This is a genomic window from Dactylosporangium maewongense, assembly GCF_039531485.1.
GTDB classification, from domain to species: Bacteria; Actinomycetota; Actinomycetes; order Mycobacteriales; family Micromonosporaceae; genus Dactylosporangium; species Dactylosporangium maewongense.
This window is the reverse complement of sequence record NZ_BAAAQD010000058.1, coordinates 1-14,603: the sequence shown is the minus strand read 5'-3', so window position 1 is coordinate 14,603 and position 14,603 is coordinate 1. Positions and strand designations below refer to the sequence as shown.

General features: G+C 71.3%; 1 protein-coding gene (running past one end of the window). It reads left to right on the top strand.

Features of this window, described 5'->3' with window-relative positions; all coding sequences use genetic code 11:
- Nucleotides 1-14,603, top strand: part of the annotated coding region (locus ABD332_RS58340) for a non-ribosomal peptide synthase/polyketide synthase (RefSeq protein WP_344515533.1) (this coding region is incomplete at its 3' end). 13,310 nt of the annotated region lie to the left of the window's left edge; 14,603 of its 27,913 annotated nt are in view.

Here is a 14,603-nt window from a genome sequence, read left to right as displayed (position 1 = left end):
CACCCTGCCGGAGCCGTTGCCGTTCCGGAATTTCGTGGCGCAGACGTCGGCCGGTGGCGATCACGAGGCGTTTTTCCGGGACCTGCTGGCGGGGGTCGAGGAGCCGACGGCGCCGTTCGGGGTCCGTGATGTGCGTGGCGATGGGTCGGGTGTGGTGCGGGCCGGTGTCTGGCTGGATGCCGGTGTGGGTGTGCGGCTGCGGGAGGTGGGCCGCAGACTGGGGGTGAGCCCGGCGACGCTGATGCACGTGGCGTGGTCCCGGGTGTTGTCGGTCGTCTCGGGCCTGAACGACGTCGTCTTCGGCACGGTGCTGTTCGGCCGGATGAACGCGGGTGCCGGCGCGGACCGGGTGCCGGGCCTGTTCATCAACACGCTGCCGGTGCGGGTTTCCACTGACGGCCTGGATGCGCTGACGGCGGTTGAGGCGATGCGAGTGCAGTTGGCCCAGCTGCTGGAACACGAACACGCGCCGTTGGTGCTGGCGCAACAGGCCAGTGGCGTGCCGAGTGACCTGCCGTTGTTCACGACGCTGTTCAACTACCGGCACAACAACCCGGGTGCGGCCGGCGGCGGCCAGACCGACAGCGGTGTCTTCGCCGGCGTGCGGTCGGTCTTCATGCGAGATAACAACAACTATCCGATGTCCGTGTCGATCGACGACGACGGCGACCGGTTCGGCCTGATCGTGGACGCGGTCGGGCCGATCGACCCTGTCGCGGTCGCCGGGATGCTCCACACCGCGGTCGCCGGCCTGGTGCCGGCGTTGGAGAACGCGGTCGACGGTGGCGAGCGGACACTGCTGTCGGACATCACCGTCCTGGGTGCGGACGAGCGCGACCAGGTGCTGTTCGGGTGGAACGACATGTCCGTGGTGGCCGGGGTGTCGCTGCCGGAGCTGTTCGCGGGGCAGGCCGCTCGGACTCCGGACGCGACGGCGATGGTGGCCGACGGGGTGTCGTTGTCGTACGCCGAGCTTGACGGCCGGTCGAACCGGCTGGCCCGGTACCTGGCGGGTGTCGGGGTCGGCGCGGAGTCGGTGGTGGGTCTGTGCCTGCCCAGGGGCGCGGATCTGATTGTGGCGTTGCTGGCGGTTGTGAAGGCTGGCGGTGTGTACCTGCCGATCGATCCCGAACTGCCGGTCGAGCGGGTCCGGTTCATGTTGGCCGATGCCCGTGCGGCGGCGGTGGTTGGCTTTGAGGACGTCCTCGATGAGTTGCCGGCCGGTCGGGTGCGGTCGGTGGCGCTGGATGATCCGCGGGTCATGGCGGCGGTGGCGGCGTTGCCGGGAGCCGCGCTGCGGGTTTCGCCGGACCCGTGGCAGGCAGCGTATGTCATGTATACGTCGGGTTCGACGGGTGCGCCGAAGGGTGTGGTGGTGCCGCATCGGGCGGTGGTGCGTCTGGTGTGGCAGGCCGGTTTCGTCGAGATCGGACCCGGTGACGTGGTCGGTCATCTGGCGTCGGCGTCGTTCGATGCGGCGACGTTCGAGGTGTGGGGTGCGTTGTTGAACGGTGCGACCCTGGCGGTGGCGCGGCCGGGGGCGATGTCGGCGGCGGAGCTGCGGGCGTTCCTGGTCGAGCATCGGGTCGGCACGGTGTGGCTGACGGCGGGTCTGTTCGCGCAGGTCGTCGCTGACGATGTGGAGGCTCTGGCACCGGTCCGTCAGCTTCTGGCCGGCGGTGACGTGTTGTCGGTGCCGGCGTGCCGGGCGGTGCTGGAGCGGCTGCCGGAGGTGCGGTTGGTGAACGGGTACGGGCCGACGGAGAACACGACGTTCACGGCGGTGCACACGATCCGGGCGCAGGACGTGGCGGATGGTGGCAGTGTGCCGATCGGTGCCCCGATTCGCGGTACTCAGGCGTATGTGTTGGATGAGCGGCTCATGCCGGTGCCGGTGGGTGTGGCCGGTGAGTTGTATGTGGCGGGTGCCGGCCTGGCGCGGGGATACGTCGGGCAGAGCGCGCTGACCGCGGAACGGTTTGTCGCGCATCCGTTCGATGATGGTGGCCGGTTGTACCGCACGGGCGATGTCGTGCGTTGGACCGGCGAGGGTGTCCTGGCGTTCGTGGGTCGTGGTGACGAGCAGGTGAAGATCCGCGGCTTCCGGGTCGAGCCGGGCGAGATCGAAGTCGCCCTGCTCGCTCACCCGCAGGTGGCGCAGGCGGCGGTCATCGCGCGGGAGGACACGACCGGCGACAAGCGCCTCGTCGCCTACGTGGTCCCCGTCGACGGTGCGAGCGATGACCTGCCGGCGACGCTGCACGGGTTCGTCGCCGAGCGGCTGCCCGACTACATGGTGCCCGCCGCCACGGTGCTACTGGCCGCGCTGCCGCTGACCGCCAACGGCAAGCTGGATCGGCGGGCGCTGCCGGCGCCTGACTTCGCGGCGGCGGCCGGCGCCGGCCGTGCCCCGGCCACCGTGCGGGAAGAGCTGCTCTGCCTCGCCTTCGCCGAAGTCCTGGGCCTGGACGCGGTCGGGGTCGACGACGACTTCTTCAACCTCGGCGGACACTCCCTGCTGGCCGTGCGTCTGGTCAGCCGGATCCGGGCCGTGTTCGGCGTCGAGCTGACGTTGCGGACGCTGTTCGAGGCCCCGACCGTGGCCGGGCTGGCCGCGCACCTGCCCGGCGCGCAGCATGCCCGTTCCGCGCTGGTGGCGTGGCAGCGTCCGGACCGCCTTCCGCTGTCGTTCGCCCAGCAACGGTTGTGGTTCATCGGGCAGCTCGAAGGCCCGAGCGCCCTCTACAACATCCCGCTGGTCCTGGGCCTGCCCGGCCATGTCGACCCCGCAGTGTTGGACGCCGCACTACGCGACGTCATCGGCCGCCACGAGGTCCTGCGCACCGTGTTCCCGATCGCGGACGGCCGGCCGTACCAGAAGACCATCCCGGCCGACCAGTTGGACTGGCGCCTTCACCTCGGTGGGACGGCATCTGCGCAGGCCGTCTCGGCCGCCACCCAGTACGCGTTCGACCTCGCGGCCGAGGTGCCGATCCGGGCTTCGCTGTTCACCGGCGACCACGGCGAACGGGTCCTGGTCCTGGTGGTGCACCACATCGCCGCGGACGGCTGGTCGATGCGCCCCCTCGCCACGGACCTGTCGACGGCGTACCGGGCCCGGCTGGACGGCCGGGCCGCGACGTGGGCGCCGCTGCCGGTGCAGTACGCCGACTACGCCCTGTGGCAGCGGGACCTGCTCGGCGACGAACAGGACCCGGACAGCCTGATCTCCCGTCAGGTCGCCTACTGGCGGCAGGCCCTGGCCGGCGCACCCGAGGAACTGGCCCTGCCGACCGATCGGCGCCGCCCGGCGGTCGCCGGCCACCATGGACATATCGTGCCTGTGGCTGTGCCCGCGGACCTGCACGCCCGTCTCCTTGAGGTCGCCCGGACGCATGGCGTCACAGTGTTCATGCTCTTGCAGGGTGCCCTGGCCGTGCTGCTGTCCAAGCTGGGCGCCGGCACCGACATCCCGATCGGTGCCGCTATCGCGGGCCGAACCGACCAGGCACTGGACGAGCTTGTCGGGTTCTTCGTCAACACCCTCGTCATCCGCACCGACCTGTCGGGTGACCCGACGTTCGCCGAGTTGCTGGGCCGGGTCCGGGAAACGTCACTGGCCGGTTTCGAACACCAGGACGTCCCGTTCGAACGCCTCGTCGAAGAACTGTCACCGGCCCGGTCCCTGGCCCGCAACCCACTGTTCCAGGTCATGCTCACCGTCCAGAACAACGCCGACGCCGTCCTCGACCTGCCCGGCACGCGTGCCGGCGGCCCGGCGCCCCGACCGACGGCGGCGCCGGCGGCGGTCACCTCGTCAGCGCGGTTCGACCTGGACCTGACGGTGGCCGAGGTGCTCGACGCCACCGGCGCCGCGGCGGGGCTGGCCGGCGCGCTGATCGGCTCGGCCGACCTGTTCGACGCCGACACCGTGGCGTCGATCGCCCGGCGGTGGCTGCGGGTACTCGAGGCCGTGCTGGCCGCACCGTCCGCACCGATCTCCGGGGTCGGCGTACTGGACGCAGCGGAGCGGGATCTGGTTCTGTCGACCTGGAACGACACGGCCGTCGAGATCCCGGCGGGCACGTTGCCGGACCTGTTCGCGGCTCAGGTCGCGCGCACGCCGGACGCCCCGGCGCTGGTGTTCGAGGGCGCCTCGGTTTCCTACGCGGAGCTGGACGGCCGGGCGAACGGTCTCGCGCGGGTGCTGATCGACCGTGGTGTGGTCGCGGACTCGGTGGTGGGTGTGTGCCTGCCTCGCGGCATCGACATGGTGGTGGCGTTGCTGGCGGTGCTCAAGGCCGGCGGTGCGTATCTGCCGATCGATCCGGAGCTGCCGGCGGAGCGGATCGCGTTCATGGTCGCGGACGCGGGTGCGGTCTGTGTGCTGTCGGAGGGTCCGTTCACCGAGACGGCCACGGTTCCCGAGGTCGTGGTGGTGCCGGGTCAGGCGGCGTATGTCATCTACACGTCGGGTTCGACCGGCCTGCCGAAGGGCGTCGCGGTGTCGCACGAGGGCATCGTGAACCGCCTGGTGTGGATGCAGTCGCGGTTCGGTCTGCGGCCGGGTGATCGGGTGTTGCAGAAGACGCCGTTCGGGTTCGACGTGTCGGTGTGGGAGTTGTTCTGGCCGTTGATTCAGGGCGCCACGATGGTGATCGCCCGCCCGGGCGGTCACCGCGATCCTGGCTATGTCGCGGAGCTGATCCGTGATGAGCGGGTCGACACCGTCCACTTCGTGCCGTCGATGCTGGAGGCGTTCCTGGCCGTGCCGCAGGCGGCTGAGTGCGGTGGTCTGCGGCGGGTGGTGTGCTCCGGTGAAGCGCTCGGCTCCGCGGTGCGTGACCGGTTCTTCGAGACCCTTCCGGGTGTCGGGTTGTTCAACCTGTACGGTCCGACCGAGGCTTCGGTGGACGTGACCGGATGCGAGGTGCCGGCCGAGGGTCCGGTGCCGATCGGTCGTCCGGTGTTCAACACCCGCGTCTACGTGCTTGACGACCGGCTCAACCCGGTGCCGGTGGGTGTGGCGGGGGAGTTGTATCTGGCGGGTGTGCAGCTGGCCCGTGGGTATGTGGGCCGTTCGGGTTTGACGGCCGACCGGTTCGTGGCCGACCCGTTCTCCAACGCCGGCGGTCGGTTGTACCGCACCGGCGACGTGGTTCAGTGGGACGGCAACGGAAACCTGATGTATCTCGGCCGCGCCGACGGCCAGGTGAAGATCCGCGGATTCCGGATCGAACCTGGCGAGATCGAAGCCGTCCTGGCCAACCACCCGCAGGTCATCCAGGTCGTGGTCATCGCCCGTGAGGACACCACCGGGGACAAGCGTCTGGTGGCGTACGTGGTCGGTGCCGTCGACAGCGCGGTGCTGCGGGAGCACGCCGCGGAGCGGTTGCCTGAGTACATGGTCCCGTCGGCCGTCGTGGTCCTCGACGAGCTGCCGTTGACGCGCAACGGCAAGCTCGACCGCAAGGCACTGCCCGCGCCGGACTTCGCGTCGGCGGCGGGAGCCGGACGAGCCCCGGCGAGCGCGCGGGAAGAGTTGCTGTGCCAGGCCTTCGCCGACGTGCTGGGTCTGGACGTTGTCGGGGTCGACGACGACTTCTTCGCGCTCGGCGGGCACTCGCTCCTCGCCGTGCGTCTCGTGGAGTGGCTGCGGGTGCGGGGCGTGTCGGTTTCGGTGCGCCGGATGTTCGAGGCGCCCACCCCGGCCGGGCTGGCGGCGGCCGCGGGCACCGCGGCGGTCGAGGTGCCGCCGAACCTGATTCCCGCCGGCGCGCAGGAGATCACCCCGGACATGTTGCCGCTGGTCGAGCTGACCGAGGCCGAGATCCGGACCGTCATCGGCACGGTGGACGGCGGGGCGGCCAACGTCGCCGACATCTACCCGCTCGCACCGCTGCAGGAAGGCATCCTGTTCCACCACCTCCTCGCCGACGGCGGCGACGACGTGTACGTCAACGCGTTCGGCCTGGAGTTCGCCGACCGCGGCCACCTCGACCAGTTCGCCGGGGCACTGCAGCACGTGGTCGACCGCCACGACGTGTTCCGCACGTCGGTGGCATGGGCGGGCCTGCGCGAACCGGTACAGGTCGTGTGGCGTTCGGCGCCGCTGCCGGTGACCGAGATGCGCCTGCCCGACAACACCGGGAACGCGATGGCGGACCTGGTGTCCGCGGTGGGCCTGTCGATGGACCTGGGCCGGGCCCCGCTGCTCGACATGCATGTCGCCGCGGTCGGCGAGGGTCGATGGCTGGGGTTGGTGCGGGTGCACCATCTGGTGCAGGACCACACGGCGTTGGAGGTGATGGTCGGCGAGATCGAGGCGGTGCTGGCCGGTCGGGCGGACAGTTTGCCGGCGCCGTTGCCGTTCCGGGATTTCGTGGCGCAGGCCCGGGCCGGGCTGGCCGGCGGCGAGCACGAGGCGTTCTTCCGGGAGCTGCTGGCCGGCGTGGACGAGCCGACGGTCGCATTCGGCATCGGCGACGTCCGTGGCGACGGCCTGGAGCTCGTTCGTGCCAGTTGGGGCGTCGACGCGGGCGTGGCGGCGCGGCTGCGGGACGTGTCGCGCCGGCACGGTGTCAGCGCGGCGACGGTGATGCATGTGGCGTGGTCGCGGGTGCTGTCGGTGGTGTCGGGCCGCGACGACGTGGTGTTCGGCACCGTGCTCTTCGGCCGGATGAACGCCGGTGCCGGAGCGGACCGGGTGCCGGGCCTGTTCATGAACACGCTGCCGGTACGGGTTCCGACCACAGGCCTGGACGTCGTGACCGCGGTGACCGCCATGCGCGGCCAGCTGGGCCGCCTGCTGGAGCACGAGCACGCCCCGCTGGTGCTGGCCCAGCGCGCGAGCGAGGTCGCCGCTGACCTTCCGCTGTTCGCCACGCTGCTCAACTACCGGCACAACAGCACGGTGGAGAGCCGGGACGAGGCACAAGAGGCGGCGGTCGAGGGCGTCCGGACCGTGTATTCGCGCGAGGGATCCAACTACCCGGTTACCGTGTCGATCGACGACGACGGCACCGCGCTCGGCGTGACCGTGGACGCCGTCGCCCCGATCGACCCCGCCGAAGTGGTCGCAATGGTGCACACGGCGGTCGGCCATGTGGTCGCGGCGCTGGAGAACGCCCTCGACGAGGATGGGTCACCGACGCTGGTGTCCGACATCAGCGTCCTGGACGAGGCGGGCCTGGACCGCGTGGTGCGCGGCTGGAACGACACAGCGGTCGAAGTGCCGGCGGGCACGCTGCCGGGCCTCTTCGGGGAACAGGTGGCGCGGGCACCGGAAGCGGCGGCGGTGGTGTTCGAGGGCGACACCGTCTCGTACGGCGAGGTGGACGCGCGCGCGAACCGCTTGGCGCGGTGGCTGATCGGCCGTGGAGTAGGTGCGGAGTCCGTCGTGGCGGTCGCGATGCTGCGGTCGGTGGACCTGATCGTCGGCCTGCTGGGAGTGCTGAAGGCCGGCGCGGCGTTCCTGCCGATCGACCCGGAACTGCCGGCCGAGCGCGCACTCTTCATGATCGCGGATGCGGGGGCGGCCTGTGTGGTGACCGACGACGTGTCGGCCGGCATGCTGCCCGGGTTCGGCGTGCCGGTGGTGAACGTCGCCGATGTGTCGGGTCTGCCCGGCGACGATCCGGGTGTACGGGTGTTGCCGGAGCAGGCGGCGTACGTCATCTACACGTCGGGGTCCACGGGCGTCCCGAAGGGTGTGGTGATGTCGCATGCGGGAATCGTGAACTCGTTCCGGTGGCTGCTGGGCGAGTACGGGTTGAAGGCGCCGAGCCGGGTGATGCAGAAGACCCCGATCAGCTTCGACGTGTCGGTGTGGGACCTGTTCTGGCCCCTCGTCCAGGGCGCGACGATGGTCCTGGCGCGGCCCGGCGGCCACCGCGAGCCGGGATATCTGGTGGACCTGGTCCGGCGGGAGCGGGTCGACTCGCTGCACTTCGTGCCATCGATGCTGCAGGCGTTCCTGGCCGAGCCGGGCGCGGCCGAGTGCGTGTCGTTGCGGCAGGTCCTCAGCGGCGGTGAGGCGTTGACCGAGGCCCTGCGGGACAAGTTCTACGAGGTCCTGCCGGGGGCGCGGCTGCACAACACGTACGGCCCGACGGAGGCGGCGGTCACCACGTCGACGGGTGACTGTGGCCCCGACGGTGGCGTGGTGACGATCGGCCCGCCGATGATCAACGTGCGGGCGTACGTGGTGGACTCCCGGCTGCGCCCCGTCCCGGCCGGGGTGGCCGGCGAGTTGTACCTGGCCGGGGCCCAGCTGGCCCGCGGTTACACCGGCCGCGCCGCACTGACCGCGGAACGGTTCGTGGCCGACCCGTTCGACGAGGGCGGCCGGCTGTACCGGACCGGTGACGTGGTCCGGTGGACGACCGACGGCGAACTCGTGTACGTGGGCCGGGTCGACGAACAGGTGAAGATCCGCGGGTTCCGGATCGAACCCGGCGAGATCGAAGCCGTCCTCGCCACACACCCCGAGGTGGCCCGGGTCGCCGTGATCGCCCGCGAGGACAGCCCTGGGGACAAGCGCCTGGTGGCGTACGTGGTGGGAGCCGTCGACGGTCCGGGGGTGCGTGCGTATGCCGCCGAGCGGTTGCCGGAGTACATGGTGCCCTCCGCCACGGTGATCCTGGAAGCGCTGCCGCTGACGTCCAACGGCAAACTGGACCGCAAAGCCCTGCCGGCCCCTGACTTCACGTCGACCGCCGGTGCGGGACGCGGCCCGGCCAACATCCGGGAAGAGCTCCTCTGCCAGGCCTTCGCCGAGGTCCTCGACCTGAACACGGTCGGCGTCGACGACGACTTCTTCGCCCTCGGCGGCCACTCCCTGCTCGCCGTGCGGCTGTTGAGCCGGGTGCGGTCGGTGTTCGGCGTCGAGTTGCCGTTGCGGGCGTTGTTCGAGGCGTCGACGCCCGCGCGGCTGGCCGTTCGCGTGCCCGGGGCCGAGCCGGCACGGTCCGCCCTGGTGCCGTGGGCGCGCCCGGAACGGCTGCCGTTGTCGTTCGCGCAGCAGCGGTTGTGGTTCATCCAGCAGCTGGAGGGGCCGAGCGCGACCTACAACCTCCCGATCGTGCTGGGCCTTTCCGGCGCGGTCGACGCGACGGCGCTGAGTGCCGCGTTCCGCGACGTGATGGGCCGACACGAGGTGTTGCGCACGGTGTTCGCGGTCGCCGACGGTCAGCCGTACCAGCGGGTGACCCCGCTGGAGGACCTGGAGTGGCAGCTGCACCTGGTCGACGTCGCGCCGGCGGAGCTGCCGGCGGCCGTGGCCGCGGCGACCGGGTACACGTTCGATCTGGCCGCCGAGGCACCGATCCGGGCGACGCTGTTCGCCGGTGAGGGCGGCGACCGGGTACTCGTCATGGTGCTGCACCACATCGCCGGTGACGGCTGGTCGATGCGGTCACTGGCGGCGGACATGTCGGCGGCGTACGCCGCCCGCAGCGCCGGGCGCGCGCCCGGGTGGACGCCGCTGCCGGTGCAGTACGCGGACTACACGCTGTGGCAGCGCGACCTGCTCGGCGACCGGAACGACCCGGAGAGCCTGATGTCCCGGCAGGTCGCCTACTGGCGGCAGGCCCTCGCCGGTGCGCCGGAGGAACTGGCGCTTCCGTATGACCGGCCCCGCCCGGCGGCCAGCAGCTACCGCGGGCACGGCGCGCCGTTCCAGATCCCGGCGCAGACGCACGCGCGGCTGGTCGAGGTGGCCCGGGCCAACGGCGTGACAGTCTTCATGTTGTCGCAGGCCCTGTTCGGCGTCGTCCTGTCGAAACTGGGCGCCGGGACCGACATTCCGATCGGGACGGTGGTCGCCGGCCGCACCGACGAGGGTCTGGACGATCTTGTCGGCTTCTTCGTCAACACCCTCGTCATGCGAACGGACCTGTCGGGTGACCCGACATTCGCCGAGCTGCTGGGCCGGGTGCGGGAGGCCGGACTGTCCGCGCTGGGCAGCCAGGAGGTGCCGTTCGAGCTGCTGGTCGAGGAGCTGGCGCCGGCCCGGTCGCTGGCCCGGCACCCGCTGTTCCAGGTGATGCTGACCGTCGAGAACAACGCCGGCGCGGTGCTGGACCTGTCCGGCGTCCAGATCGGCGGGCCGGCCGTGCCGACCGAGGCGGGCACCGCGGTGGTGCCGCCGGCGAAGTTCGACCTGGACCTGACCGTGGCCGAGGTGTTCGGCCCCGGCGGTGACCCGGCGGGGTTGCAGGGTCTGTTGATCGGCTCGGTGGACCTGTTCGACGCGGAGACCGTCGTCACGATGGCGGCGCGGGTGGTGCGGGCACTGGACGTCGTGCTGGCCGACCCGTCGCTGCCGCTGTCGGCCGTGCGGGTGCTGGACGACGCCGAACTGGACCGCGTGGTCGCCCAGTGGAACGACACGGCGGTCGACGCGCCGCCCGCGTCGCTGCCGGCGCTGTTCGCGGCGAACGTGGCACGCACGCCGGACGCGGTGGCCGTGGTGTTCGAGGGCACGTCGGTGAGCTACGCCGACCTGGACGCCCGCTCGGACCGGGTGGCCGCGCGTATCCAGGCGCTCGGCGCCGGCCCCGAGTCGGTGGTCGCGGTGCGCCTGCCGCGCGGGCTCGACCTGGTCGTCGCGGTGCTCGGCGTGGTGAAGGCGGGCGCCGCGTACCTGCCGGTCGATCCGGACCTCCCGGAGGACCGGGTGGCGTTCATGCTCGCGGACGCCGGCGTGGTGCACGTACTGTCCGATGTGGACGTTCCGGACGCCGCCCGCCCGGACGTGGTGGTGCCGCCGGAGAGTCCGGCCTACGTGATCTACACCTCGGGGTCGACCGGCACGCCCAAGGGTGTCATGGTGACGCACGCGGCCGTGGTGAACACGCTGCGGTGGCTGGTGGCCGGGTACGGCCTGAACCGGTCGGAGCGGACGCTGTTCAAGGCACCGGTCGGGTTCGACGTGGCCGTGGAGGAGCTGTTCCTGCCGCTCGTGCTCGGCGCCACGATGGTGGTCGCCCGCCCGGACGGTCACCGCGAGCCGAGGTACCTCTCGAACCTGATCCAGCAGCAGCGGGTGACCGTGGCGGAGTTCGTGCCGTCGCTGCTGCAGGCGATGCTTGACGAGCCGTCCACCGTCGAGTGCCGGTCCCTGCGGTACGTGCTCAGCGGCGGCGAGGAACTGACCGCCGCGACCCGCGACCGGTTCTTCCGCGTGCTGCCGGACGCCCGGCTGTACAACACGTACGGGCCGACCGAAACGGCCGTCACCGCGACGTCGTGGGAGTGTGCCGCCGGCGACACGGACACATCGGTGCCGATCGGCCGTCCGCTGGCCAACGTCCGGGCGTATGTGCTCGACGACCGGCTGGCGCCTGTCCCGGCGGGCGTGGCCGGCGAGCTGTATGTGGCCGGTGCGGGTCTGGCGCGTGGATATGTGGGCCGGGCCGGCCTGACCTCCGAGCGGTTCGTCGCCGACCCGTTCGGCGACGGTGACCGGTTGTACCGGACCGGAGACCTGGTGCGGTGGACGTCGTCCGGCCACCTGGTGTTCCTGGGCCGCGCCGACGAGCAGGTGAAGCTGCGCGGGTTCCGGATCGAGCTGGGCGAGATCGAGGCCGTGCTCGCCGCCCACGACCGGGTGACCCAGGCCGCGGTGGTCGCCCGGGAAGACACCGCCGGGGACAAGCGACTGGTCGCCTACGTCGTCGGAGCCGTCGACGGCGCGGTGCTGCGGGAGTACACCGCCCGGCGGCTGCCGGAGTACATGGTGCCCGCGGCCGTCGTGTCGCTCGAGGCGCTGCCGCTGACGCGCAACGGCAAACTGGACCGCAAAGCGCTGCCGGCTCCGGATTTCGCCGCGACCGCCGGGGCCGGCCGTGCCCCGGCGAACGCGCGCGAAGAGTTGCTGTGCCAGGCCTTCGCCGACGTGCTGGGTCTGGACGTCGTCGGGGTCGACGACGACTTCTTCGCGCTCGGCGGGCACTCGTTGCTGGCGGTCCGGTTGGTGGAGTGGCTGCGGGTGCACGGCGTACCGGTGTCGGTGCGGGCATTGTTCGTGTCACCGACCCCGGCCGGGCTGGCCGCCGCGGCCGGTGGCGCCGTGGTGGACGTCCCGGCGAACCTGATTCCCGCCGGCGCGCAGGACATCACCCCGCAGATGTTGCCGTTGGCCGAGCTGACCGAGGCCGAGATCGACGTGGTGGTCGGTTCGGTGCCGGGTGGTGCGCGGAACGTCGCCGACATCTACCCCCTCGCGCCGCTGCAGGAAGGCATCCTGTTCCACCACCTCCTCGCCGACGGCGGTCAGGACGTCTACGTCTCGCCGTTCGTGCTGGAGTTCGCCGACCGTGCCCGCCTCGACCAGTTCGCCGGCGCGTTGCAGCAGGTGATCGACCGGCACGACGTCTTCCGCACATCGGTGGTGTGGTCGGGTCTGCGTGAACCGGTGCAGGTGGTGTGGCGTTCGGCGCCGCTGCCGGTGACCGAGGTGAGCCTGCCGGACGACACGGCCGACGCGGTGGCGGAGCTCGTGTCGGTGGTCGGCCTGTCGATGGATCTTGGCCGGGCCCCGCTGCTGGACCTCCACGTCACCGAGGTCCGCGGGGGCCGGTGGTTGGGGTTGGTGCGGGTGCACCATCTGGTGCAGGACCACACGGCGTTGGAGGTGATGGTCGGCGAGATCGAGGCGGTGCTGGCCGGTCGGGCGGACAGTTTGCCGGCGCCGTTGCCGTTCCGGGATTTCGTGGCACAGGCCCGGGCCGGGCTGGCCGGCGGCGAGCACGAGGCGTTCTTCCGGGAGCTGCTGGCCGGCGTGGACGAGCCGACGGTCGCATTCGGTGTGAGCGACGTCCGCGGCGACGGGTCGGAGCTGGTCCGGATCGGCGCCGACGTGGATCGGGCTGTGGCGGCGCGGCTGCGGGACGTGTCGCGCCGGCTCGGGGTGAGCGCGGCGACGGTGATGCACGTCGTGTGGTCGCGGGTGCTGTCGGTGGTGTCGGGCCGCGACGACGTGGTGTTCGGCACCGTCCTCTTCGGCCGGATGAACGCCGGTGCGGGCGCCGACCGGGTTCCGGGCCTGTTCATGAACACACTGCCTGTCCGGGTCCGTGCCGGGGACGTCGACGTCGTGGATGCGGTGACCGCCATGCGCGGCCAGCTGGGCCGCCTCCTGGAGCACGAACACGCGCCCCTCGCACTGGCCCAGCGGGTCAGCGGAGTCGCCGGCGATCTGCCGCTGTTCGCCACCCTGTTCAACTACCGGCACAACACCGCCGTCGACTACCGGGACGACGCGGAACAGGCAGGGGGCCACGGCGCGGTCGAGGGCGTCCGGACCGTGTACTCGCGCGAAGGCACCAACTACCCGGTGAGCGTGTCGATCGACGACGACGGCACCCGGCTCGGCGTGACCGTGGACGCGGTCGGCCCGATCGACGCCTCCGAAGTGGCCGCGATGGTGCACACCGCGACCGGGCAACTGGTGTCGGCCTTGGAACACGCTCTGGCCGGCGGGGTGCGTACGCGCCTGTCGGAGATCGGTGTCCTCAACCCCGGCGAGCTCGACCGCGTCCTGCACGAGTGGAACGGCACGGCGGTGGAGGTGCCTGCGGCGACGTTGCCGGGGTTGTTCGCGGCGCAGGTCGCGCGCACGCCGGACGCCCCGGCGCTGGTGTTCGAGGGTGAGACGCTGTCCTACGCGGAGCTGGACGGCCGGGCGAACGGCCTCGCGCGGGTGCTGATCGACCGTGGTGTGGTCGCGGACTCGGTGGTGGGTGTGTCCCTGCCGCGTGGTTTCGACATGGTGGTGGCGTTGCTGGCGGTGCACAAGGCCGGCGGCGCGTATCTGCCGATCGACCCGGATCTGCCGGCGGAGCGGATCGCGTTCATGGTCGCGGACGCGGGTGCGGTATGCGTGATCTCGGGGGGTCCGTTCACAGAAACGGCTACGGCTGCGGATGTTGTGGTGGTGCCGGGTCAGGCGGCGTACGTCATCTACACGTCGGGTTCGACCGGTCTGCCGAAGGGCGCGGTGGTTGCCCACGAAGGCATCGTGAACCGCCTCGTGTGGATGCAGGCGCAGTTCGGTCTGCGGCCGGGTGATCGGGTGTTGCAGAAGACGCCGTTCGGGTTTGACGTGTCGGTGTGGGAGTTGTTCTGGCCGTTGATTCAGGGCGCCGCCATGGTGATTGCCCGGCCGGGTGGTCATCGTGATCCTGGCTATGTCGCGGAGCTGATCCGTGCTGAGCGGGTGGACACGGTCCACTTTGTGCCGTCGATGTTGGAGGCGTTTCTGGCCGTGCCCGAGGCGGCCGGGTGTGGCGGGTTGCGGCGGGTGGTGTGTTCCGGTGAGGCGCTTGGCTCGGCGGTGCGTGACCGGTTCTTCGAGATCCTTCCGGGTGTCGGGTTGTTCAATTTGTACGGTCCGACCGAGGCGTCGGTGGATGTGACCGGATGTGAGGTTCCGGCGGAGGGTTCGGTGCCGATCGGCCGTCCGGTGTTCAATACCCGCGTCTACGTCCTCGACGACCGGTTGGCGCCGGTGCCGGTCGGGGTAGCGGGGGAGTTGTATCTGGCCGGTGTGCAACTCGCCCGTGGGTATGTGGGTCGGGCGGGTTTGACGGCCGACCGGT